The organism is Streptomyces sp. NPDC001530 (genome assembly GCF_042894545.1).
Taxonomy (GTDB): Bacteria; Actinomycetota; Actinomycetes; order Streptomycetales; family Streptomycetaceae; genus Streptomyces.
Genome location: NZ_JBIAVS010000015.1, coordinates 112,712 through 134,956, shown reverse-complemented (window position 1 = coordinate 134,956; position 22,245 = coordinate 112,712). Strand labels below are relative to the sequence as shown.

Genomic DNA, 22,245 nt, shown 5'->3' with positions numbered 1-22,245 from the left:
CAACGGCGCGAGGCAGTCTGTGGGGGACGGAGGTCGGATCGAGGCCGCGGTTCGACGACACTCCGGGACGGGACGAAGGACCGCTCCGGGGTCGCTTCACGATATGGGACACTGGTCTAGACAACCCTGAATACCTGAAGGGCAGCATCACATGGCTGAGCGCCGCGTCAACGTCGGCTGGGCCGAGGGCCTCCACGCCCGCCCCGCTTCCATCTTCGTCCGGGCGGCCACGGCCTCCGGCATCCCCGTGACGATCGCCAAGGCCGACGGCAACCCCGTCAACGCGGCCTCCATGCTCGCCGTCCTCGGCCTGGGCGCCCAGGGCGGCGAGGAGATCGTCCTCACCTCCGACGCCGAGGGCGCGGACGCGGCCCTCGACCGTCTGGCCAAGCTGGTCGCCGAGGGGCTCGAGGAGCTCCCCGAGACGGTCTGAGCCTCCGGGACACCGAGCCGAACGTCTCGGATTTTGTGCGGCGGAGCCGCGTCGCCCCTTGCCGGGCGGCGCGGCTCCGCCGTTTTCCGTACACCGTCCAGGAATTCTCCGAACGCGGCCCACGTACCTCGCACCGCACACACGAAAATGACGCGCACCGGAATTCCCGGCACGCGAAAAGAGGGGCAGCGTAAATAGACCCCCGCCGAATATCCCTCTTTGTATACGGTGCCCTTGTTAATGCCGCGGGCCTGTCATGTTTACGGGATGTTGCGAAGTCCTCACACGTTCCGGACGGTCTCCGCCGCCGGGAAAACGGAGCCGGTGCGCGGTCGTGGCGCGCTCGCTGTGCAGGGCCGTGATCGCCCGGGCCCGCTCGCTGTCGCCGCGGGCGACGGCGTCCACGATGGCGCCGTGCTCCGCCCAGGACTCCGCCGGGTTGGCCGGCGCCTCCACCGCGTACATCCAGGCGATCTTGTGCCGCAGCTGGGCCAGCGTGGAGGTCAGCGCGGGGCTTCCGGAGGCCTGGGCGAGGGTCTCGTGGAACCAGCCGCCGAGCGAGCGCAGATCCTCGCTGTGCCCCCTCCTGGCCCGCTCCTGACCCAACCTGACCAGGCCTCGCAGCACCTTGAGGTGGGCCTCGGTGCGGCGCTGCGCGGCCCGCGCAGCGCCCAGCGGCTCGAGGAGCACGCGCATCTCGAGCAGGTCGGAGGCCTCCTGCTCGGTGGGCTCCGCGACGCACGCGCCCGCGTGCCGGCGGGTGACGACGAAGCCCTCGGCCTCCAGCGTGCGCAGGGCCTCGCGCACGGGGACGCGCGAGACGCCGTAGCGGCGCGCGAGCAGTTCCTCGGTGAGCCGGCTTCCTCGCTCGTAGACACCCGCGACGATGTCGTCACGGATCGCCGTGCATACCGAGTGCGCCGGAATACGCATGACCGGACCTCCGCTTTAATCCCCGTGAAACGCCGTCGATTGACGCTTGTTCAGTGACTCTATTGCAGGGAGCCGGAATTTCCGATGGCAGGCCGGAATCCATGGATATTTTTTGGACAGACGGTCGCACGAAACGACGATGCCCCGGCTCGGCGAGCCGGGGCGTCGGAAGTGGTGAAGAGGCGGTGCGGCGGTCGTCAGACGTTCACGCCGTGCGAGCGGAGATACGCGACGGGGTCGATGTCCGAGCCGTACTCCGCGGTCGTACGAGCCTCGAAGTGGAGGTGCGGCCCGGTGGTGTTGCCGGTGGACCCGGAGCGGCCTATCTGCTGGCCCGGGGTGACCACCTGGCCCACGGAGACGCCGATGGACGACAGGTGGCCGTACATCGTGTACGTGCCATCGTGCATCTTGATGACGACCTGGTTGCCGTAGGCGCCGCCCCAGCCGGCCGTGACGACCGTCCCGGAGCCGACGGCGTGCACCGAGGTGCCGGACGCGGCGTGGAAGTCGACGCCGGTGTGGCTGCCGGAGGACCAGAGGCTGCCGCCGGCCTTGTAGCCGGTGGAGATGTACGAGCCGGTGACCGGCAGGACGAAGGAGTTGAGGCGCTTGCGCTCGGCCTCGCGGGCGGCGCGCTCCTTGGCCTCGCGCGCCTCCTTGGCCTGCTCCGCGGCCCGCTTGCGGGCGGCCTCCTCGGCCTTCTTCTGCGCGGCGGCCTCGTCGGCGGCGTGCTGCTGCGCGGCGGCCTGCGCGTCGATCTTCTCGGCGAGGGTGTCGCCGATGGTGATGACCGGGGTCAGCCCGGTCTGCTCGGCGGAGGTCTCCGCGGCGAGCGCCGGAGCGGCCAGGGTTCCGATGACACCGGTGGTGGTGAGCGCCGCGACGCCGACGGCGTTCGTGGTCGTGCGCTTCACGCGGCTCGGACGACGGTGCTTCCCTGTGCCACAGGTGAACGCCATGTAGGGGCTGATCCTTTCCTTCCTTCTCGCCTACCGGGTTAGCTGACGGGTTCGGAGCAGGAAGGTCTCCTACGGACTCCCTCCTGGGAGGGCGTCCGATTCACCCCAGGGACTGCGTGTGGGTCCCCGGCTCCCCTGGCTCGCGCCGTACGGGGACTCGGCGATGACTGTCCGGTGCCGCGGGCGCGGCGCACTGCCTGACGGACAGCCGGACCGACGCTAAACGGGGCATCTTTCAATCAACAAACGGATCACGGCTTTTGTAGCGCATGCCACAGGGCAGACAGGCGACCTCCCTACCAATACGGACGACTTGAGGACGAAGTCCGGGAAAAAGGGACGAAGTCCAGGCAAGAGAAGACCCAGGTGGCTCTTCAGCCACCTGGGTCCGCAGGGAGTCGCGCCGCTCTACTCGGCCCGGACGACGGTCACTTCACCGATTCCGAGCTCCTTGACGGGCTCCGCGATCTGCGCGGCGTCACCCACCAGGACGGTCACCAGACGGTCCATCGGGAAGGCGTTCACGGCGGCTGCGGTGGCCTCCACGGTGCCGGTCGCTGCCAGCTGCTGATAGAGCGTCGCCTGGTAGTCGTCCGGCAGGTACTGCTCGACCTGGTCGGCGAGCGTGCTCGCGACAGCCGCCGCGGTCTCGAACTTGAGGGGCGCCACACCCACCAGGTTCTGTACGGCGACGTCGCGCTCGGCATCCGTCAGGCCCTCGGCGGCGAGGGTGCGCAGCACCTTCCACAGGTCGTCGAGCGCCGGACCGGTGTTCGGGGTGTCCACCGAGCCGCTGATGGCGAGCATCGCGACGCCCGTGCCGTCGGGCGCGGAGCGCAGCACCTGACCGAAGGCCCGCACACCGTAGGTGTAGCCCTTTTCCTCGCGCAGGACGCGGTCCAGGCGCGAGGTGAGGGTGCCGCCGAGGCAGTACGTGCCGAGCACCTGGGCGGGCCAGACGCGGTCGTGCCGGTCCGCGCCGACGCGGCCGATGAGCAGCTGCGTCTGGACGGCGCCGGGGCGGTCCACGATGATCACCCGGCCGGTGTCGTCGGCGCTCACCGGCGGCACGGGGCGCAGCTCTGCGGACGAGCCGGTCCAGGAGCCGAGCGTGTCGCCGAGCAGCGCGTCGACATCGACGCCGGTCAGGTCACCGACGATGACGGCGTGGGCCGTCGCGGGGCGTACGTGCTTCTCGTAGAAGGCCCGTACGGCCGCCGAGTCGATCTTCTGGACGGTCTCCTCGGTGCCCTGGCGCGGGCGCGACATGCGCGAGGTCGCCGGGAACAGCTCCTTGGAGAGCTCCTTGGCGGCGCGGCGGGCCGGGTTGGCCGTCTCGTGCGGGATCTCGTCCAGGCGGTTGCGGACCAGGCGCTCGACCTCGCTGTCCGCGAACGCCGGTGCCCTCAGGGCGTCGGCGAGCAGACCGAGCGCCTTGGGCAGGCGCGAGACGGGCACTTCGAGCGACAGGCGTACGCCGGGGTGGTCGGCGTGCGAGTCGAGGGTGGCGCCGCAGCGCTCCAGCTCGGCGGCGAACTCCTCGGCGGAGTGCTTGTCGGTGCCCTCGGAGAAGGCACGCGCCATGATCGTGGCGATGCCGTCGAGGCCCGCGGGCTCGGCCTCCAGCGGCGCGGAGAGGATCACCTCGACGGCGACGACCTGCTGGCCGGGGCGGTGGCAGCGCAGGACGGTCAGGCCGTTGTCGAGCGTGCCGCGCTCGGGCGACGGGAAGGCCCACGGCTTGGCCTCGCCGGCCTGGGGCTGCGGGTGGAAGTCCATGCTGGCGAGCTCGGTCACTTCGCCGCCTCCTCGTCGGTGTCTTCAGCGGCGTCGGTGTCCTCGGGGGCGATCGGCTCGTAGACGAGCACCGCGCGGTTGTCGGGACGCAGGCGGGACTTGGCGACCTCCTGGACCTCCTCGGCGGTGACGGCGAGGACGCGCTGCACGGCGGTCAGGGCGAGCTGCGGATCGCCGAACAGGACGGCGTACCGGCACAGTTCGTCGGCGCGGCCCGCGACGGTGCCGAGCCGGTCCAGCCACTCGCGCTCCAACTGGGCCTGGGCACGCTCCATTTCCTCGTCCGTGGGGCCCTCCTGGGCGAACCGGGCGAGCTCCTCGTCGACGGCGGCCTCGATGACCGGGACCTCGACGTCGCCGGACGTCTTCACGTCCAGCCACCCCAGAGAGGGCGCCCCGGCGAGCCGCAGCAGGCCGAACCCGGCCGCGACGGCGGTACGGTCGCGGCGTACGAGCCGGTTGTAGAGCCGGGAGGACTCGCCGCCGCCGAGGACGGTGAGCGCCAGGTCGGCCGCGTCGCACGCGCGCGTGCCGTCCTCCGGGAGCCGGTAGGCGGCCATCAGGGCGCGCGCCGGGACCTCCTCCTCGACGACCTCGCGCAGCTGCTCGCCGATGGTGACGGGCAGCGATCCGTCGCGCGGGGCCGGCTTGCCGTCGTGCCCAGGGATGGAGCCGAAGTACTTCTCGATCCAGGCGAGCGTCTGCTTGGGGTCGATGTCCCCGACGACCGACAGGACGGCGTTGTTCGGCGCGTAGTACGTACGGAAGAACGCGCGGGCGTCTTCCAGGGTCGCCGCGTCCAGGTCCGCCATCGACCCGATCGGGGTGTGGTGGTACGGGTGGCCCTCGGGGTACGCCAGCCCGGTCAGCTTCTCGAACGCGGTGCCGTAGGGCACGTTGTCGTAGCGCTGCCGGCGCTCGTTCTTCACGACGTCCCGCTGGTTCTCCATGGACTCGTCGTCGAGCGCGGCGAGCAGCGAGCCCATGCGGTCGGCCTCCAGCCAGAGCGCGAGCTCCAGCTGGTGGGCGGGCATGGTCTCGAAGTAGTTGGTGCGCTCAAAGCTCGTGGTGCCATTGAGCGAACCGCCCGCGCCCTGCACCAGCTCGAAGTGGCCGTTGCCCTTCACCTGGCCGGAGCCCTGGAACATCAGGTGCTCGAAAAGGTGAGCCAGGCCGGTACGGCCCTTGACCTCGTGGCGCGAGCCGACGTCGTACCAGAGGCACACCGCCGCGACCGGGGTCAGGTGGTCCTCGGAGAGCACCACGCGCAGGCCGTTGGCCAGGCGGTGCTCGGTCGCTGTCAGGCCGCCGGAGCCTGCCTCAGCTGTGGCCGTGTGACCCATGGGCATGTACGTCCCTTCGATCGCGGAAACTGCGTCGTTCCTGTCGGTCCTGCCACTGTATGCAAGCGCGCCGACAGGTGGCGAAGTTCCCGCACCTCGTACGCCGAGAGCGAGACTCGGGTAGGTCACAGCCGTGTGCCAGGAGGCCCTCCGAGGCCCGCTACGGATGGGTCGCGGTCCGCGTTGTCAGTGGGGCGGTCCACAATGGACCGCGTCAGATCCCGTTCATGCCCCGGCAGAGACTGTGAAGGAGCCGCAGCAGCGATGGCCCGCCGCAGCACGAAGACCCCGCCGCCCGACGACTCGTACGAGGAGAAGATCCTCGACATCGACGTCGTGGACGAAATGCAGGGCTCCTTCCTCGAGTACGCGTACTCGGTCATCTACTCGCGAGCCCTGCCGGACGCGCGCGACGGCCTCAAGCCCGTGCACCGCCGCATCGTCTACCAGATGAACGAGATGGGCCTGCGCCCCGACCGCGGCTATGTGAAGTGCGCCCGCGTCGTCGGCGAGGTCATGGGTAAGCTCCACCCGCACGGCGACGCGTCGATCTACGACGCGCTGGTGCGCATGGCGCAGCCCTTCTCGATGCGCCTGCCGCTGGTCGACGGCCACGGCAACTTCGGCTCGCTCGGCAACGACGACCCGCCGGCCGCCATGCGTTACACCGAGTGCCGGATGGCCGACGCCACGTCACTGATGACCGAGTCCATCGACGAGGACACGGTCGAGTTCACGCCGAACTACGACGGGCAGGAGCAGGAGCCGTCCGTCCTCCCGGCCGCCTACCCGAACCTGCTGGTGAACGGCTCGCAGGGCATCGCCGTCGGCATGGCCACCAACATGCCGCCGCACAACCTCGGCGAGGTCATCTCCGCCGCCCGCCACCTCATCCGCTACCCGGGCGCCGACCTCGAGACGCTGATGAAGCACGTCCCGGGTCCCGACCTGCCCACCGGCGGCCGGATCGTCGGCCTCTCCGGCATCAGGGACGCGTACGAGACGGGCCGCGGCACCTTCAAGATCCGCGCCACGGTGTCGGTGGAGAACGTGACGGCGCGCCGCAAGGGCCTGGTCGTCACCGAACTGCCCTTCACTGTCGGCCCGGAGAAGGTGATCGCCAAGATCAAGGACCTGGTCGGCTCCAAGAAGCTGCAGGGCATCGCCGATGTGAAGGACCTCACGGACCGTGCGCACGGCCTGCGCCTGGTCATCGAGATCAAGAACGGCTTCGTGCCGGAAGCGGTCCTGGAGCAGCTCTACAAGCTGACGCCGATGGAGGAGTCCTTCGGCATCAACAACGTGGCGCTGGTCGACGGCCAGCCGCTCACCCTGGGCCTCAAGGAGCTCCTCGAGGTCTACCTCGACCACCGCTTCGACGTCGTGCGCCGCCGCAGCGAGTTCCGCCGCGGCAAGAAGCGCGACCGGCTGCACCTGGTCGAGGGCCTCCTCGTCGCCCTCCTGGACATCGACGAGGTCATCCGCCTCATCCGCTCCAGCGACAACTCGGCGCAGGCCAAGGAGCGCCTGATCGAGCGCTTCTCGCTGAGCGAGATCCAGACGCAGTACATCCTGGACACGCCGCTGCGCCGCCTGACCAGGTTCGACCGCATCGAGCTGGAGTCGGAGCGCGACCGGCTCAACGGCGAGATCGACGAGCTGACCCGCATCCTGGAGTCGGACGCGGAGCTGCGCAAGCTCGTCTCCGGCGAACTGGCCGCGGTGGCCAAGAAGTTCGGCACCGACCGGCGCACCGTGCTCCTGGAGTCCGCGGGCACCCCCGCCGCGACGGTCTCGCTCCAGGTGGCGGACGACCCGTGCCGGGTCCTGCTGTCCTCGACGGGCCTGCTGGCCCGTACGGCGAACGGTGACCCGTTCGAGGAGGCCGACGAGGCCGACGAGGCCAAGCGCACCAAGCACGACGTGATCGTCTCCGCGGTCCCCGCGACAGCCCTGGGCGAGATCGGCGCGGTCACGTCGTCCGGCCGCCTGCTCCGGCTGAACGTGATCGACCTCCCGCAGCTGCCGGAGACGGCGGCGCGGCCCAACCTCTCCGGGGGCGCGCCGATCTCGGAGTTCCTGTCCTCCCTGGAGGCGGACGAGACGGTGGTCTGCCTGACCACCCTCGACGAGTCGTCGCCGGGCCTGGCGCTCGGCACGGAGCAGGGTGTCGTCAAGCGTGTGGTGCCCGACTACCCCTCGAACAAGGAGGAGCTGGAGGTCATCACCCTCAAGGAGGGCGACCGGATCGTCGGCGCGGTCGAGCTGCGCACCGGCGAGGAGGACCTGGTCTTCATCACGGACGACGCCCAGCTGCTGCGCTACCAGGCCTCGCAGGTGCGCCCGCAGGGCCGCGCGGCGGGCGGCATGGCGGGCATCAAGCTCGCCGACGGCGCGAAGGTGATCTCCTTCACCGCGGTCGACCCGGCGGTGGACGCGGTGGTGTTCACGGTGGCGGGCTCGCGCGGCACGCTGGACGACTCCGTCCAGACCACGGCCAAGCTGACCCCCTTCGACCAGTACCCGCGCAAGGGCCGCGCCACGGGTGGCGTGCGCTGCCAGCGGTTCCTGAAGGGCGAGGACTGCCTGTCCCTGGCCTGGGCCGGCGCTGTCCCGGCACGGGCCGCGCAGAAGAACGGCACGCCCGTCGAGCTGCCGGAGATCGACCCGCGCCGCGACGGCTCGGGCGTGTCCCTGGCGAAGACCGTGTCGGTGGTGGCGGGCCCGGTGTAGCTCAGCCGGCCTCGTCGAGACCTTCGGGCTCCTCGTCCTGTGCGTGGCCGTCATGTACGTAGCGGAGGACGCCCCACATGCTGTGTTCGTCGGCGTGTGGGGCGTCCTCTTTGCACGCGTCCAGCTCCTTGGTCAAAGCCGCCGTGTCGATGCCGGAGCCGATGAGGACGAGCTGAGTGAGCCGCGCCTCGGCACGGGACCAGGGCTCCGGATAGAAGCGCAGGAACCGCCCGACGGCATGCACGGCATACCGGTTGACGCTGTCCTGGACGCCGAAATCGACGTACCCCTTGATCCGGTAGAGCCCCTCGGGCCTGCTGTCGAGGAAGTCCATCAACCGCCGGGGGCCGAGCGGGACTTCGGAGGTGAAGGAGAGGGTGTCGTAGGCGGAGTGCAGATGGTCACGGTGAACCTCATGACCGCCCTCCTCCTGCCGGTGGAGGTCGTCGAAGGACAGCTGCCCGATGCGCTCCTCGGTCGGCCTGCAGTCGAAGAGGAATTCGGGGTCGACGCGGCCGTAGGTGGCGGGTACGACGGCGGCGCGATCAGCGAGTTCCCGGACGGCACGGAGCACACGCTCGCCGTCATCGGCCCGGTCGACCTTGTTGACGACGACGAGATCGGCGAGCGCGAGATGCCGGTCGATCTCGGGATGGTTCTCGCGCGTGCCGTCGAACTCGGCGGCGTCGACCACTTCCACGAGCCCCCCGTACACGATCCGCGGATGCTCGCTGGCGAGCACCATCCGTACGAGCTCCTGGGGCTCGGCGAGTCCACTCGCCTCGATGACGATGACGTCGATCCGGGCCGAGGGCTGAGCAAGCCGCTCCAGGTACGCATCGAGTTCGCCGGCGTCGACGGCACAGCACAGGCACCCGTTCCCCAGGGAGACGGTGGAGTCCCCCAGCGCTCCCGCCACCGCCATGGCATCGATCTCGATCGCGCCGAAGTCATTGACGATGGCCCCGATCCGGCTGCCGCCGCTGCGGTGCAGCAGATGGTTCAGCACGGTGGTCTTGCCGGAGCCCAGGAATCCGGCGAGGACGACGACCGGGATCTGCTTGGCCGCGCTCTGCTCGATCAGGGGCTGCTCGATCAGGGGCTGCTCGATCAGGGGCTGCTCGATCAGGGGCTGCTCGATCGGGATCGGCTGCTGACTGGGCTGGCTCAACGGGCGACCTCTTTCACACCAGTGCGTACACCGGCTCGCGGACCGGCTCCCGTACGAAGGCGGCTCACGCACCGGCACTCGTACGAGGAATCAATGCCGACCCAGGATACGAGCGGGAGGAATCGCCGCGAAGTGAACGATTGTTAGCGGCGCTCGCGGGGCACACGTTGGACATGGCGCCGGGAAACGCGACCCGCACTTCCCTCCGTGCGCCTCCTCTCCGCCTCCCTGCCGATCAGAGCCGCTCGGCAAAACTGGGAGACGGCAAGCGCGCCGCCCACCGCTCGCCGGTCCGCTCCCTGTCGCCCCGCACCCGACGACCGGCGGACGGTCGCCTGATTCGGGGGTTGACATGGCCACACGGAATTTCGGGGTACGGGGGTGGGGTTCCGCCGCCGCGGCGGGACTCGCCTTCACGGCAGGAGCTCTCGCACTCCTCACCGCACAGCAGCGCAAGTACAACGAACTGCGATTGCGGGTGGAGCAGCAACATAGGCACTTCCAGCTGTTGAGCAAGGCCATGGACGACCCTGAGCTGGCCGCCGTGATGAGCACCGTCGATCTCAGCGGCGAGCCTGCGGAGGAGCACACCAGGCTGCGCCGCCAATACCTCTTCGCCAACGCCCTGTACACGAATGCCCTGCAGACCTACCGCGCCGGCAACGTCAACTGGCACGAGCTGCACGGCCACCTTCGGGTGCTCTGCCAGAGCGGGGTCTTCCGCGACTACTGGGAGGCGACCCGACACCACCGGGACAGCCTCGACCAGTCGTCGGACGAGGCGCGTGTGGGCCGAATGGTGGATGGTCTTGTCCGCGATCTGGAAGATGCGGACACGGAAGAGTGGTGGGTGGTGGGTGAACTGCCCTCGGATTAAGCGCTGCGGCGGTCAGCGAACCTCCTTTGAAGTAAGCCCAGTTGGACTAGAGCTTCTCCGATCGCACCACAGGCATCAGGAGGTAATCTGAGCCCGCCCCCATCCCCTACTGCTCTGAGGACCGGGATCACCTTTGAAGATTGTGCGCCGCATCGGTGCATCTCCCCGTGAACGCGGCAGCGTGACAGGCGAGACCTGCCCCGACATCTTCGAACTCAGCGACGGCAATTTCGCCGTTATCGGGACCGAAGCCACCGCCACGCTCGACAACGAACTGCCCGCCGACGCCGCACGGGCCCCCTACGAACGCATCGTCATCGTCAGCCGGGAGACCTTGGTTCGCGCCAAGGCCGAAATTCCCGACGCCTGAGCTCGTCGGACAGCGAGTCCACCCCGTTCGCTCTGCGATACGCCCCCACCGCACGCCATCTGCGTGCCGGGGCCGACCCCGACCGAGCAGCGCATCACCCGGTCCTTGCTTGGCGGCACACTTCATCAGGCCCGGCGCCAGACCGGTTCCGGGCCTCACGTGCTACGCCGCCGGGGCGCCGCGCACGCCGCCACCGACCGACGTCGCCGTGGACCACTGCGCCTCCGGGCCGCCGCCTCTGCGGCGCCCACCTCCTCCTCGTTCGGCGCGAGCCGCCGCGCCGCCATGTCACTCCTCGTGAAGCCATCAGCAGCAGCACAAGCTCGCAGGTCAGCCATGCCTCTCGAGCAAGCGAACCTCGACGTCCGCAATCGCCGGAAGCCCCCACGGCAACGGACCGCGTCCGAGAACGCAATACGTTAATCTGCACCACCGCAAATCAGCTTCAACTCACAGGAAGAGGCACACCCTTGAAGATTGTGTATCGTATAGGCGCATCTCCACGTGAACGCGGCAGCCTCCTGGGCGAGACCTGCCCCGACATCTTCCTTCTCAGCGACGGGAACTTCGCCGTCATCGGCACCGAAGCCACCGCCCAACTCCGAGGCCAGCTGCCCGACGATGGTGCACTCGCCGACCGCGATCGCATCGTCATCATCAGCCGTGAGACGTTGACTCGAGCCAAAGCCGACATCCCGGACGCCTAATCTCCGCGCGCATCGGCTGATCCGCACCCCCTTGCTCCAAGGCTCCCGTTTTCCACCCCTCACAGGGGGAAGCAATGACGCGGGACCGCAGGGGGGGAGGGCTGGATGACGCCTGGTCGGATACGGCGCTCAGTGATTTCGTCACTCGCGTGGCTGAGCGCCGGGGCTGCTGGGATCGCCCTGGTAGGAGCCGCTTCCGTTGCCATGAGCGGCTGGCTCATAGACGGAGTCGAACAGCTCAACTCCGACCGGCGGACAGCCGCGGAGCGCAGCGCCCTCGGGCAGTACTTCGGCGGGGTCAGTGCCGTCTTCTCCGGACTCGCACTGCTCCTGCTCGTCGTCGCACTGCTGTACCAGCAGCACGAACTTCGGCTGCAGAGACAGGAGCTCTCCCTACAACGTGAGGAACTCGCCGCATCCCGCGATGAGTTGCGGCGGAGCGCCGCCTCCGACATGCGAAGCCTGCACATGCAGCTGACGCAGATGGCCATGACCGACAGCGCACTCGCCGACGTCTGGAACGTCTTCCCCGGCGAATCCGACTCCGGGCGCCGTCAGATGCTCTTCGCCAATTTAACCTTCAATCACTTCGTGCTCGCCCAGAGCTGGGGAAGCTTTTCGGAGACGGAGCTACTGGTCAACGCCCACAGCATGCTGCGCAGCCCCATCTTCCGCCGCTACTGGGAGGCCACCAAGGGCCGTAAGAGTCAGCTGCCGCGTGAGAGCGACGAAGGGCGCGTTTTCCACTTCTTCGAGCAGGCTCTCGCGGATCTGGACCGCCGCGCGCACCCGCCCTCCACGTGAGGGCGCGGCAGGTGTCGGCCTCCCGGGCCCACGGCGCGCACCCTCTGGTCAGGCCACCTCCGGCACGGCCACTGGGGCCCCCGGCCCCACATACCGAGCCGCCGGTCGGATGATCTTCGAGTCCTCCGCCTGTTCCAGGATGTTGGCGCTCCAGCCGACGACGCGGGCCGCGGCGAAGGTGGGGGTGAACATCTCGCGGGGCAGGCCGCAGAGTTCCATGACCACGCCCGCGTAGAACTCCACGTTCGTGTGCAGCTCGCGGCCGGGCTTGAGCTCGGCCAGGATCGCTTCCACCTGGCGTTCGACCTCGACGGCGAGGTCGACCAACGGGCCGCCGAACTGTTGCGCGATGCCGCGGAGCATGCGCGAGCGGGGGTCTTCCGTGCGGTAGACGGGGTGCCCGAAGCCCATGATGCGATCGCCCGCGAGAACGCGTTCACGGATCCATGGATCGATGCGCTCGGGAGTGCCGATCGCATCGAGGGTGTCCAGGGCACGACTGGGCGCGCCACCGTGGAGCGGCCCGGAGAGCGCACCGACCGCACCCACGAGGCACGCCGCCACGTCCGCCCCCGTCGACGCGATCACCCGCGCCGTGAACGTTGATGCATTGAATCCATGGTCAATGGTCGATATCAAGTACTGCTCGACCGCACGGGCACGCGCGGCATCCGGTTCCGAACCCGTCAGCATGTAGAGGTAGTTGGCGGCATGCCCGAGGTCCTCGCGCGGCTCCACCGGCTCCAGCCCCTGCCCGATCCGATACAGCGCGGTGAGCAACGTCGGTACGGCCGCGGTCGCCGCGAGGGTGTCCGCCCGCCGCCGGTCGACGTCGATGTCGTACACCGGCCGGAACCCCAACGAGGCGCCGAGCAGGGACAGCGCGGTGCGCAGTCCGGCCAGCGGCCCTGACAGTCCCGTCGCCGCCGCGACCACGGGCAGCGCGGCCCGTACGTCGTCCGGCAGTCGGCGCAGCTCGGCGGTCCGTGCGACGAAGGCGGCGCGCTGCGCCGCGTCGGGCAGTTCGCCGTGGACGAGCAGGTGCCAGACGTCCTCGAAGCCACGGGTCTGCGCGAGTTCGACGGCCGAGTACTGGCGGTAGTGATAGAAGCCCTCCAGCCCCCTGACGTCACCCAGTTCGGTGTCGGTGACGACGACGCCCGCGAGCCCTCGCGGTACGTCGACAGAGGTGGACGCGGCCCGGTTGATCGGCATGTTTCCTCCCTGAACTTGATTCGACTGTCTATGATTGACTCAATTCCTGTCAATATTGATTCAATCAATATGCGGATACACAGATACGGTGGCGTCCATGAGGGATCGAGAAGCGGCAGCGCCAGGGCACGAGGGCCGACGGCTCACCACCAAGGAGACCGCCGAGCTGCTCGGCGTGAAGCCCGAGACCGTGTACGCGTATGTGAGCCGCGGCCAGCTCAGCAGTCGGCGTGAACCCGGCGGGCGAGGGAGCACGTTCGACGCCAAGGAGGTGGAGGCGCTCGCACACCGCAACAAGCGGGAGACCGGCGGGAGTTCGAGCACCGGCGGCGAGCTCTCGGTCCGCACCCGCATCACCCTGATCGACAAGGACCGGTACTACTTCCGCGGCGTCGACGCGACCGAGCTGGCCGCGCGGTACTCCTACGAAGAGATCGCCGAATGGCTGTGGACCGGAGAGCTGCGTCCCGGCGTCACGTTCACCGCCCCGGAGGCGTCCGTCGCCGTCGCCCGCCGCGCCGTCGACGCGCTGCCCGAGCACAGCGGCCCGACGGACCGGCTGCGCGTCGCCGCGATCGCCGCGGGGGCCGCCGACCCGCTGCGCTTCGACCTCTCCGAGAACGCCGTCCTCGGCACCGGACGCACCCTCATCCCCACCCTCGTCGCCGCGCTTCCGCCCCTGAGACACGACCACCGCGACGAGGGCCCGCTGGCCCACCGCCTCTGGCCACGGCTCACCGGCCGCAAGCCCGACGAGGCGTCACTGCGCGTGCTGGACACGGCACTTGGACTGCTCGTCGACCACGACCTGGCCGCCTCGACGCTCGCCGTCCGGGTCGCCGCGTCGGCCCGGGCCCACGCGTACGCCGCCGTGTCGGCGGGCCTCGGCGTGCTCGAAGGCCCGCTGCACGGCGCGGCCAGCGGTCTCGCGCACCGGCTGCTCCTCGACGTGCTGGACCGCGGCACCGCGGCTCCCGTGGTCGCGGATGAGCTGCGCGCAGGGCGCCGGGTCCCCGGGCTCGGCCACCGGCTCTACCCCGGCGAGGATCCACGCGCGCGTGCGCTGTTCGCCCTCCTGGAGGACGTCCCCGGCGCGGCGCCCGCCCTGGCCGCGGCCCACGACATCGTGACCACCACCGCCCGCCACACGCCTCTGCACGCCAACGTCGACCTGGCCCTGGCCGTGCTCACCGTCTCCTCCGGCATGCCGTCCTCCGCGGGCGAGACGGTCTTCGCCATCGCCCGTACCGCGGGCTGGATCGCCCACACCTTGGAGGAGTACGAGGAGCGCCCGCTGCGCATGCGCCCGAGCGGCCAGTACGCGGGCGCGCGACCACCGCAGCCGCTGCCTGGCTGACGCGGTCCGCCCGCGGGGCGCGCACACGCTGGGCGCCGCACACGCTGGGCGCTCTCCGAGGGCTCGCCCACACGCTTCCGCACGCCCTGACGCGCGCCGAATGCGCCCCGACCGCGCCCCCGTATGCGCGGCTGGAAGTCGCGCCGACCCAAGTCAGGTTAGGCTCACCTCCGTGAGTACGTGCACGACCGCGTCGCGGCACCTCGACGAGCCCCTCGCGGGGACCGCGGCCACCGCGAGGACATGGCTGCTGATCGAGCAGCCCGGGCCCTGGGGTGCCAAGGCGCTCACGTCGAGCCACCTGGACCCCGTGCTCGGCCGCGCCCTCGAAGCGGCAGCCGAGGGCACCGGCGTACGGATCGCGCTCATCCGCCGCCCCGGACGGCACGCCGACTGCGGTACGCCCGCCGAACGCCATGTGTATGCGGCCCACACCACTCCGGGAAACGTATGGCTGCACAGCGCCATCACGTCCGACCCCGAGCAGGTGCTCAACCTCGACTTCGCCGCGCTCGGAATGGGTGATCCGCATACCTTCGACGCGGTTCTCCAGGGTCGGCCCCATACCGGTGACCCGCTCGCCCTCGTCTGCACCAACGGCAAGCGCGACCGCTGCTGCGCCCTGCTCGGACGCCCCCTCGCGGCCGAGCTCGCCGCCTCCCGGGTGGAGAGCACCTGGGAGGTCACTCACCTGGGCGGTCACCGCTTCTCACCCACGCTGCTCGTCCTGCCGTACGGATACGCGTACGGGCGCGCCGAGGCCCATGCCGTCAAGGAGATCCTCCAGGGCGTCCAGGAGGGGCGTGTGGTCACCGAGGGGTGCCGGGGAAACTCCGCCTGGGAGCGGCCGGGCCAGGCGGCAGAGCTGGCCGTACGTACGGCCACGGGAGAGCACGCCGCCGATGCCCTGACCGTGGTCCGCACGGATGGCGCCGCCCCGCGCTGGGAGGTCACCGTCGCCCACAGCGACGGCCGCCTGTGGCGCGTCGTCGTCGCGCAGGGCGCCTCATTGCCGCCCCGCCCGGAGAGCTGCGGTTCGGCACTGGGGTCGCCGGCCCGGATGGACGTGGTGGCGGTACGGGAGCTGGCGCGGACGGCTCTCGCCGTGCCCTGCTGACGGCAGCGGATCCCGCACCCGGCGGCCCCATACCGGTATTCCTGCGACACGGCGCCCGCACGAACCAGTGACCGTGACCCACTGACAAGCGCCTCCGATCTTGACGCGCCGACGCGTCCCTCTGACCTCTTCCAGGGCTCCCCCACCCGACGATCAAGAGATCCACGCCACACTCCCTACGGCGTGGCGCGCCCGCCCCCGTACCGTCATAGGCATGAGCCCCACTCCCCCCGCACGACGACTGCGCCTCGGTCTGCCGCGGCGGGTGTTCTCGCAGGTGCTGCTGATGCAGGTGGCGATCGCGGCGGGAGTCGCCGTGCTCGCCACCGGGCTGTTCCTCGCACCGCTCAGCGCGCAGCTGGACGACCAGGCGATGCGCCGCGCTCTCGCGATCGCGCAGACGACGTCGGTCCAGCCGCAGATCGCCGAGGACCTGCAGACGACTCGGCCGTCCGCGGACGGACCCGTGCAGGCCGAGGCGGAGCGGATACGGAAGGCAAGCGGAGCCGAGTACGTCGTGGTCATGAACATGAAAGGTGTGCGCTGGTCGCACACCGACACCACGGAGATCGGCAAACTCGTCTCGACCTCCCCGAAGCAGGCCCTGGCCGGCAAGAACGTCATGGAGATCGACACCGGCACCCTGGGCCGCTCCGCACGCGGCAAGGTGCCGCTGCGTGACGCCGACGGGAAGATCATCGGAGCGGTCTCCGTCGGCATCAAGTACGACAGTGTGCGGGCCCGGTTGATCGACGCGATCCCAGGACTGTTCGCGTACGCCGGCGGGGCCATGGCCGTCGGTGCGCTGGCCGCGTATCTGATCTCCCGAAGGGTGCAGCGGCAGACCCGTGACCTGGCCTTCTCCGACATCTCCGCGCTGCTCGCGGAGCGCGAGGCGATGCTGCACGGCATACGGGAGGGCGTCGTCGCCCTGGACCGCGGCGGCCGGGTGCGGCTCCTGAACGACGAGGCGCAACGTCTGCTGGGCGTCGACGCCGAGGCCATCGGGCAGCCGCTCGACGACGCGCTCGGTCCGGGACGTACGACCGATGTGCTGGCCGGCCGCGTCACCGGAACCGACCTGCTCACCGTCCGCGGCCAGCGCGTCCTGGTCGCCAACCGCATGCCCACCGACGACGGCGGCGCCGTCGCCACCCTGCGCGACCGCACGGAGCTGGAGCAGCTCGGCCGCGAGCTCGACTCCACGCGCGGTCTGATCGACGCGCTGCGCGCCCAGGACCACGAGCACGCCAACCGCATGCACACGCTCCTGGGTTTGCTCGAACTGGAGATGTACGACGACGCCGTGGAGTTCGTAGGAGAGGTGGTCGGCGACCACAGGGTCACCGCGGAACAGGTCACCGAGAAGATCCACGATCCGCTGCTCGCCGCCCTGCTGGTCGGCAAGGCGACCGTCGCGGCCGAGCGCGGTGTGGCCCTGTGGATCTCGGACCAGACCCTGCTGCCGGATCGGTTGATCGACCCACGGGGGCTGGTGACCGTCGTCGGGAATCTCGTCGACAACGCGTTCGACGCCGTCGCCGGGACGCCCCACGCGCGCGTGGAGGTCGAATTGCGCGCCGAGGGGCGTACCGCCGTACTGCGGGTACGGGACACCGGGCCCGGCATCCCGGAGGAGCGGCGAGAGCTGATCTTCACCGACGGATGGACCACCAAGAAGCCCCCGGCGCACGGAAAGCGCGGAATCGGCCTCTCCTTGGTGCGCCGGCTCGCCGAGCGGCAGGGCGGCAGCGCCGAGGTGGCCGAGGCGGACGGCGGGGGCGCGGAGTTCACAATCGTCCTGCCGGAGGCGCTCACGGAGCCGGGGCTCGCGCCGGAGCCTGAGGTTGCGACGACACTGGATGCGGGCCTTGCGGCAGAGCCCGGACCGCGGCTCGTGCCGACGCCGTCCCCCTCTGCGGAGGCCGCTGCCACCGCCCTGGACGTCAAGGACGCCACGGACGCCAAGGAGGAGTCGCGATGATCGAGGTCCTGGTCGTGGACGACGACACCCGTGTCGCGCGGGTCAACGCCGCCTATGTGGAGAAGGTTCCGGGCTTCCATGTCGCGGGCGAGGCGCACAGCGCGGCCGAGGCGCTGCACCGGATGGAGGCGCTGCCCCACCTGGACCTGGTCCTCATGGACCACTATCTGCCGGACGAGACGGGACTCGCCGTCGTCCAGGAGATGCGCCGTCGCGGCCACCAGACCGACGTGATCATGGTGACCGCGGCCCGTGACATCTCGACCGTCCAGGCGGCGATGCGGCAGGGCGCGCTCCAGTACCTGGTCAAGCCCTTCGCCTTCGCGGGCCTGCGCGCCAAGCTGGAGGCGTACGCGGATCTGCGCCGCACCCTCGACGGCGGCGGCGAGGCCGAACAGTCCGAGGTGGACCGGATCTTTGGCGCCCTGTCGGCGACCGCGGAGCCGGATCTGCCGAAGGGCCACTCCCCCACCACCGCGGAGCTGGTGCGCCGCGCCCTGGTGAACGCCGAGGGCCCGCTGTCGGCCCAGGAGGTCGCGGAGGAGACCGGGCTGAGCCGGCAGACCGCACAGCGCTATCTGAAGCTCCTGGAGCGCACGGGGAGGGCCAGGCTGACCCTCAAATACGGCGACGCGGGCCGCCCGGAGCATCGCTACGTCTGGGCGACCCGCGCCTGAGGGCACGGCCGAGAAGGGGGGAAGCGACCGTGACCGGCCTCCCTCACCTGATCAACCTGTGACGGCCTTCTTCACGAACTCCGTGGTGTACGTCTTGCTCAGATCCACCTTGGCGTTCTTGATGTTGGGGTTGAACGCCTTGAGGACCTTCTCGACGGTCTCGGGACCGTCCGCGGGCATCACGCCGTCCTTGGTGAACATCGGCAGCGTGCTCTGGATCGCCCCGGCGTAGAGCGTCTTGTTGCCCTGGGAGTAGTCGGCGGGCATCTTGTCGGCGATGTCGGCGGCGCTGTGCGTGGACATCCACTTGAGGGTCTTCACGAAGGCGTTGGCCAGCTTCTGGACCGTCTCCTTGTGGCTGTTCACCCAGTCCGTCTGCATGTAGAGGCTGGACGAGGGGTACGGCCCGCCGAGCGCCTTCTGCGACCCCTGCGGCGTACGCATGTCGATGAGCACCTTGCCGAGGTTCTTCTGCATGACCGTGGCGACGGTCGGGTCCGTCGTCATGCCGCCGTCGATGGCACCCTTCTGGAGGGCGGAAATGAACGTCGGTCCGGCGCCGACGGCGACCGGCGTGAACTCGCTGACGTTCACACCGTTCTTGACCGCCAGGTACTTCGTGAGGAAGTCGGTCGACGAGCCGAGGCCGGTGATGCCGAGCTTCTTGCCCTTGAAGTCCTTGGGCGACGTGATGTCGTCGGCCCGCTTGTTGGAGACGATCTCCACCTCGCCGGGCGCGTGCGAGAACTGCACGACGGACTCCACCGACTTGCCCTTTGTCTGCAGGTCCAGGGTGTGGTCGTAGAAGCCGACGGCTCCTTGCACCTGTCCGGAGACGAGGGCGGTCTCGGCCTGAACGCCGGCCGGCTCACTCAGGAGTTGGACATCCAAACCCTCGTCCTTGAAGTAGCCGAGCCGCTGCGTGAGCATCGCGGGCAGGTAGATGACCTTGTCCAGGCCACCGACCATGATCTTGACGTGTTCGCCCTTGCCGCCACCCCCATTGCTTCCGGAGTCGGCCGTCGTACTGGCCGCGTCATTGGCGCAGGCGGTGAGCGAGGTGAGGGCGAGCAGACCGGCGGCTGCCAGCGCGGAGTATCTGGCGGTCTTGCGCATGGTGGGTCACGTCCTTGTGAGAGAAGAGGGTTGGTGCGTACGGCTGGGTCAGCGGTCGGAGTCCGACGGCTTCCACCGGAAGATGCGGCGCTCGGCGAAGGTCAGCAGTCCCTCGGCCAGCAGGGCGACGACCGCGAGGATGACCATGGCGGCGTACACACCGGCCGCGTTGAAGGTGCCCTGCGACTGTGCGACGAGCAGGCCGATGCCCTTGGTGGCGCCGATGTACTCGCCGACGATGGCGCCGATGAGCGCGAAGCCGAAGCTGACGTGGAGGCTGGTGAAGATCCACGAAGTGGCGGACGGGATGACGACCTGAAGCGTCACCCTGCGGTCGCTGGCGCCGAGGATCCTGGCGTTGGCCACCAGGTTGCGGTCGACCTCCCGGGCGCCCTGGAAGGCGTTGAAGAAGACCGGGAAGAAGACGAGCACCACGGCCGACGCGACCTTGGACGCCGGTCCGAGCCCGAACCAGATCACGAAGATGGGCGCGAGGACGATCCGGGGTATTGAGTTGAGCACCTTGATGTATGGACCAAAGACATCGGCGAGGAAGGCGATCCGCCCCAACGCGATGCCGAAGACCACACCGGCGACCACACCGATGACCCAGCCGAGCAGCGCTTCGTGGAGCGTGAACCAGATCTGCTCGCCGAGAGAGCCGAGCGCGGTGCCGTGCGTCACCCACGTGTAGATCTGATCCCAGATCTTCGACGGCATCGAGAAGTTGAACGGGTCGATGACCTTGGTTCGCGAGAACACCTCCCACAGGCCGAGCACGGCGACCAGGAGCAGTGCGCGGGCGGCGGCCACGACCATCTTGCGTCTGCGAGTGGCACGGGCACGGGAGTGCGCACGCCCCGGTTTGCCGGGCTCGGTCACCGTCACGGCGACAACGGCCTCGGGCATGACGTCAGGCGACATGGGCCGCACCCCTCTCACGGGTGATGCGGACCTCTTCGCCGAGGGACTCCCAGATCTCGCGGTAGATCTCGATGAACCGTGGCTCCAGGCGCACCGATTCGACCTTGCGCGGCCGCGGCAGATCGATGTCGAAGACCTGCTTCACGGTGGCGGGGCCCGCGGTCATCACGACGACCTTGTCGGCGAGCGCGATGGACTCCTCCAGGTCGTGGGTGACGAAGACGACCGAGGCGCCCGTGCCTTCCCACAGTTCGAGCAGCTCGTCCGACATCAGCGCCCTGGTCTGCACGTCGAGCGCCGAGAAGGGCTCGTCCATCAGCAGGATCTCGGGGTCGTTGACGAAGGTCGCGGCGAGGGCGACGCGCTTGCGCTGGCCACCGGAGAGCTGGTGCGGATAGCGGTCCTCGAAGGCCGCGAGCCCGACCCGGGCGAGCCATTCACGCGCCCGCCGCCTCGCCTCCGCCTTGGGCACACCGCGGAAGCGGGGCCCCGCCATCACGTTGGACAGGACCGTGCGCCAGGGGAACGTGGCGTCCTGCTGGAAGACGAAACCAACCTTGTCGCCGACGCCGGAGACCGGCTCACCCGCGACCAGAACCTCGCCCTCGGTGGGCTCCTCGAGACCGCTCACCAGGGTCAGCGTGGTCGACTTCCCACAGCCGGTGGGACCGACGACGGCCACGAACTCGCCGCGTCCGATGGTCAGGTCCAGTTCCCTGACCGCCGTGTGCAGACCCCCTGACGGGGTCTTGAAGATCTTGCTCGCGCCCCGCAGCTCGATGGCGGGGCTGGTGTCTGCGCTCATGGCCCGGGACGGTAGGTGTGGCGCGAGCCACAGCATCAGTCTTCTGGGCGCATGGAGTTCTTTTGCTTGCAACAGCCTGTTGTGCTCGTTTTGCTCGCGCTACAACAGCGGAGCCGAAACACGGGCTTAACGCTCGCCAAGGCCTTGAGGGAAAGAGGCCCGATGATTGACGTCCTGGTCGTGGACGACGATTTCCGCGTCGCCGAGATCAACGCCAAGTACGTGGGAAAGGTTCCCGGCTTCCGGGTGGCCGCCCGCGCGCACAGTGCTGCCCAGGCCCTGGCCGCCATCGAGCGCGCGCCCATCGACCTGGTGCTGCTCGACCACTATCTGCCCGACCAGACGGGCCTCGAACTGGTCCACCGGATGCGCGAACGCGGCCACGGCACCGACGTCATCATGATCACGGCGGCCAGTGACGTGGTCACCGTGCAGGCGGCGATGCGCCTGGGAGCCCTGCACTATCTGGTCAAGCCGTTCACCTTCGCCGCCCTGCGCACCCGCCTCGACTCGTACGCCGCACTGCGCCGCACCGTCGACCGGGTGGGCGGCCGCGGCCTCGCGGGCCAGGAGCAGGTCGACCGGATCTTCGGCGCCCTGCGCACCACGTCCGCGCCCTCGTCGCCCGGGCTGCCCAGCGGCCACTCGGAGCCGACCACGGACCTCATCTGCGACGTACTGCACCGCGCGAGCCACCCGCTGTCGGCCCACGAGGTCGCCGCCGAGACCGGCCTCAGCCGATCCACCGCCCAGCGCTATCTGCGCCACCTCGAACAGGCCGGACGCCTGCGGCTCTCGCTCAAGTACGGAGACACGGGGCGGCCGGAGCATCGGTACGCATGGGTGGCGCCTTAGGCCCGGGCGTACGTCCCTGGCATACGCCGATGGGGGCTTCCCGCGTTCGCCGCGTACGCCCCGGG

The 22,245-nt window shown here is 69.6% G+C and carries 20 protein-coding genes and 1 riboswitch; of the genes, 11 read left to right on the top strand and 9 right to left on the bottom strand.

Annotation, left to right across the window (positions count from 1 at the left end; translation table 11 throughout):
* Nucleotides 1-151: 151 nt before the first annotated feature.
* Nucleotides 152-433 (top strand): HPr family phosphocarrier protein, encoded by a 282-nt coding sequence (locus ACFY0T_RS29970; RefSeq protein ID WP_388877162.1) that lies wholly within the window; start codon nucleotides 152-154, stop codon nucleotides 431-433.
* A gap of 237 nt (nucleotides 434-670) precedes the next feature.
* Here ACFY0T_RS29970 and ACFY0T_RS29965 read toward each other — a convergent pair whose 3' ends face one another.
* The 4 genes from ACFY0T_RS29965 to ACFY0T_RS29950 form a co-directional block, all read right to left on the bottom strand.
* On the bottom strand, nucleotides 671-1,366 hold the full coding sequence (locus ACFY0T_RS29965; RefSeq protein ID WP_388877159.1) for a GntR family transcriptional regulator: 696 nt from the start codon (nucleotides 1,364-1,366) through the stop codon (nucleotides 671-673).
* Between the two features lie 197 nt (nucleotides 1,367-1,563).
* Nucleotides 1,564-2,328, bottom strand: coding sequence for a M23 family metallopeptidase (locus tag ACFY0T_RS29960; RefSeq protein ID WP_388877156.1), 765 nt, complete (start codon nucleotides 2,326-2,328; stop codon nucleotides 1,564-1,566).
* 12 nt (nucleotides 2,329-2,340) lie between these two features.
* Nucleotides 2,341-2,501, bottom strand: a riboswitch (cyclic di-AMP (ydaO/yuaA leader).
* A 235-nt stretch (nucleotides 2,502-2,736) separates the two neighbouring features.
* A complete protein-coding gene (locus tag ACFY0T_RS29955; protein ID WP_388877153.1) occupies nucleotides 2,737-4,125 on the bottom strand; it encodes a M16 family metallopeptidase in 1,389 nt (462 codons plus the stop codon).
* Nucleotides 4,122-5,474: a M16 family metallopeptidase gene (locus tag ACFY0T_RS29950; RefSeq protein WP_388877150.1), complete on the bottom strand. Its 1,353-nt coding sequence runs from the start codon at nucleotides 5,472-5,474 to the stop codon at nucleotides 4,122-4,124. Before ACFY0T_RS29950 ends, ACFY0T_RS29955 begins: the two co-directional genes overlap by 4 nt.
* Before the next feature lie 258 nt (nucleotides 5,475-5,732).
* Between ACFY0T_RS29950 and ACFY0T_RS29945 the strand changes: the two genes are divergently transcribed.
* Complete coding sequence (locus ACFY0T_RS29945) at nucleotides 5,733-8,201, top strand: DNA topoisomerase (ATP-hydrolyzing) subunit A (RefSeq protein ID WP_388877146.1); 2,469 nt, start codon at nucleotides 5,733-5,735, stop codon at nucleotides 8,199-8,201.
* Nucleotide 8,202: 1 nt separating this feature from the next.
* On the opposite strand, the gene ACFY0T_RS29940 is transcribed toward ACFY0T_RS29945, so the two are convergent.
* Entirely contained in the window at nucleotides 8,203-9,285 is a 1,083-nt protein-coding gene (locus ACFY0T_RS29940) for a CobW family GTP-binding protein (protein ID WP_388877550.1), read from the bottom strand.
* A gap of 439 nt (nucleotides 9,286-9,724) precedes the next feature.
* On the opposite strand from ACFY0T_RS29940, the gene ACFY0T_RS29935 reads away from it, so the two are divergent.
* From ACFY0T_RS29935 to ACFY0T_RS29920, 4 genes are all read left to right on the top strand, one after another.
* Nucleotides 9,725-10,249 (top strand): DUF6082 family protein, encoded by a 525-nt coding sequence (locus tag ACFY0T_RS29935; RefSeq protein ID WP_388877143.1) that lies wholly within the window; start codon nucleotides 9,725-9,727, stop codon nucleotides 10,247-10,249.
* Between the two features lie 133 nt (nucleotides 10,250-10,382).
* On the top strand, nucleotides 10,383-10,619 hold the full coding sequence (locus ACFY0T_RS29930; protein ID WP_388877140.1) for a hypothetical protein: 237 nt from the start codon (nucleotides 10,383-10,385) through the stop codon (nucleotides 10,617-10,619).
* A gap of 470 nt (nucleotides 10,620-11,089) precedes the next feature.
* A complete protein-coding gene (locus ACFY0T_RS29925) occupies nucleotides 11,090-11,326 on the top strand; it encodes a hypothetical protein (RefSeq protein ID WP_388877137.1) in 237 nt (78 codons plus the stop codon).
* 204 nt (nucleotides 11,327-11,530) lie between these two features.
* Complete coding sequence (locus tag ACFY0T_RS29920; RefSeq protein ID WP_388877134.1) at nucleotides 11,531-12,130, top strand: DUF6082 family protein; 600 nt, start codon at nucleotides 11,531-11,533, stop codon at nucleotides 12,128-12,130.
* A gap of 48 nt (nucleotides 12,131-12,178) precedes the next feature.
* Here ACFY0T_RS29920 and ACFY0T_RS29915 read toward each other — a convergent pair whose 3' ends face one another.
* Nucleotides 12,179-13,345, bottom strand: a complete 1,167-nt coding sequence (locus tag ACFY0T_RS29915; RefSeq protein WP_388877131.1) for a citrate synthase — start codon at nucleotides 13,343-13,345, stop codon at nucleotides 12,179-12,181.
* Between the two features lie 97 nt (nucleotides 13,346-13,442).
* Between ACFY0T_RS29915 and ACFY0T_RS29910 the strand changes: the two genes are divergently transcribed.
* The 4 genes from ACFY0T_RS29910 (at nucleotide 13,443) to ACFY0T_RS29895 (ending at nucleotide 18,480) form a co-directional block, all read left to right on the top strand.
* The gene (locus ACFY0T_RS29910) at nucleotides 13,443-14,702 is read left to right on the top strand and encodes a citrate/2-methylcitrate synthase (RefSeq protein ID WP_388877128.1); all 1,260 of its coding nucleotides are present in this window, start codon (nucleotides 13,443-13,445) and stop codon (nucleotides 14,700-14,702) included.
* A gap of 172 nt (nucleotides 14,703-14,874) precedes the next feature.
* On the top strand, nucleotides 14,875-15,819 hold the full coding sequence (locus ACFY0T_RS29905; protein ID WP_388877125.1) for a sucrase ferredoxin: 945 nt from the start codon (nucleotides 14,875-14,877) through the stop codon (nucleotides 15,817-15,819).
* A 214-nt stretch (nucleotides 15,820-16,033) separates the two neighbouring features.
* Complete coding sequence (locus ACFY0T_RS29900; protein WP_388877122.1) at nucleotides 16,034-17,803, top strand: ATP-binding protein; 1,770 nt, start codon at nucleotides 16,034-16,036, stop codon at nucleotides 17,801-17,803.
* Nucleotides 17,800-18,480 (top strand): response regulator, encoded by a 681-nt coding sequence (locus ACFY0T_RS29895; RefSeq protein WP_388877120.1) that lies wholly within the window; start codon nucleotides 17,800-17,802, stop codon nucleotides 18,478-18,480. Before ACFY0T_RS29900 ends, ACFY0T_RS29895 begins: the two co-directional genes overlap by 4 nt.
* Nucleotides 18,481-18,531: 51 nt before the next feature.
* Here ACFY0T_RS29895 and ACFY0T_RS29890 read toward each other — a convergent pair whose 3' ends face one another.
* The 3 genes from ACFY0T_RS29890 to ACFY0T_RS29880 are packed head-to-tail and all read right to left on the bottom strand — an operon-like array spanning nucleotide 18,532 to nucleotide 21,325.
* Entirely contained in the window at nucleotides 18,532-19,596 is a 1,065-nt protein-coding gene (locus ACFY0T_RS29890; protein ID WP_388877117.1) for an ABC transporter substrate-binding protein, read from the bottom strand.
* Nucleotides 19,597-19,644: 48 nt separating this feature from the next.
* Nucleotides 19,645-20,520 carry an ABC transporter permease gene (locus tag ACFY0T_RS29885; RefSeq protein ID WP_388877114.1) on the bottom strand — a complete coding sequence of 292 codons (876 nt, stop codon included), beginning with the start codon at nucleotides 20,518-20,520 and terminating at the stop codon, nucleotides 19,645-19,647.
* Nucleotides 20,510-21,325 carry an ABC transporter ATP-binding protein gene (locus tag ACFY0T_RS29880; protein ID WP_388877110.1) on the bottom strand — a complete coding sequence of 272 codons (816 nt, stop codon included), beginning with the start codon at nucleotides 21,323-21,325 and terminating at the stop codon, nucleotides 20,510-20,512. The genes ACFY0T_RS29885 and ACFY0T_RS29880 overlap by 11 nt, the downstream gene beginning before the upstream one ends.
* Before the next feature lie 162 nt (nucleotides 21,326-21,487).
* Here ACFY0T_RS29880 and ACFY0T_RS29875 point away from each other — a divergent pair, with 162 nt between their 5' ends.
* Nucleotides 21,488-22,180: a response regulator gene (locus tag ACFY0T_RS29875; protein ID WP_388877107.1), complete on the top strand. Its 693-nt coding sequence runs from the start codon at nucleotides 21,488-21,490 to the stop codon at nucleotides 22,178-22,180.
* Nucleotides 22,181-22,245: the final 65 nt, after the last annotated feature.

What these genes read in the sequence shown, in the direction of transcription:
- ACFY0T_RS29915 (WP_388877131.1), bottom strand. Translation starts at nt 13,345, where the DNA reads ATGCCGATCAACCGGGCCGCGTCCACCTCTGTCGACGTACCGCGAGGG.
- ACFY0T_RS29890 (WP_388877117.1), bottom strand. Translation starts at nt 19,596, where the DNA reads ATGCGCAAGACCGCCAGATACTCCGCGCTGGCAGCCGCCGGTCTGCTC.
- ACFY0T_RS29950 (WP_388877150.1), bottom strand. Translation starts at nt 5,474, where the DNA reads ATGCCCATGGGTCACACGGCCACAGCTGAGGCAGGCTCCGGCGGCCTG.
- ACFY0T_RS29960 (WP_388877156.1), bottom strand. Translation starts at nt 2,328, where the DNA reads ATGGCGTTCACCTGTGGCACAGGGAAGCACCGTCGTCCGAGCCGCGTG.
- ACFY0T_RS29945 (WP_388877146.1), top strand. Translation starts at nt 5,733, where the DNA reads ATGGCCCGCCGCAGCACGAAGACCCCGCCGCCCGACGACTCGTACGAG.
- ACFY0T_RS29920 (WP_388877134.1), top strand. Translation starts at nt 11,531, where the DNA reads ATGAGCGGCTGGCTCATAGACGGAGTCGAACAGCTCAACTCCGACCGG.
- ACFY0T_RS29885 (WP_388877114.1), bottom strand. Translation starts at nt 20,520, where the DNA reads ATGTCGCCTGACGTCATGCCCGAGGCCGTTGTCGCCGTGACGGTGACC.
- ACFY0T_RS29965 (WP_388877159.1), bottom strand. Translation starts at nt 1,366, where the DNA reads ATGCGTATTCCGGCGCACTCGGTATGCACGGCGATCCGTGACGACATC.
- ACFY0T_RS29935 (WP_388877143.1), top strand. Translation starts at nt 9,725, where the DNA reads ATGGCCACACGGAATTTCGGGGTACGGGGGTGGGGTTCCGCCGCCGCG.
- ACFY0T_RS29910 (WP_388877128.1), top strand. Translation starts at nt 13,443, where the DNA reads ATGAGGGATCGAGAAGCGGCAGCGCCAGGGCACGAGGGCCGACGGCTC.
- ACFY0T_RS29875 (WP_388877107.1), top strand. Translation starts at nt 21,488, where the DNA reads ATGATTGACGTCCTGGTCGTGGACGACGATTTCCGCGTCGCCGAGATC.
- ACFY0T_RS29970 (WP_388877162.1), top strand. Translation starts at nt 152, where the DNA reads ATGGCTGAGCGCCGCGTCAACGTCGGCTGGGCCGAGGGCCTCCACGCC.
- ACFY0T_RS29880 (WP_388877110.1), bottom strand. Translation starts at nt 21,325, where the DNA reads ATGAGCGCAGACACCAGCCCCGCCATCGAGCTGCGGGGCGCGAGCAAG.
- ACFY0T_RS29900 (WP_388877122.1), top strand. Translation starts at nt 16,034, where the DNA reads ATGAGCCCCACTCCCCCCGCACGACGACTGCGCCTCGGTCTGCCGCGG.
- ACFY0T_RS29895 (WP_388877120.1), top strand. Translation starts at nt 17,800, where the DNA reads ATGATCGAGGTCCTGGTCGTGGACGACGACACCCGTGTCGCGCGGGTC.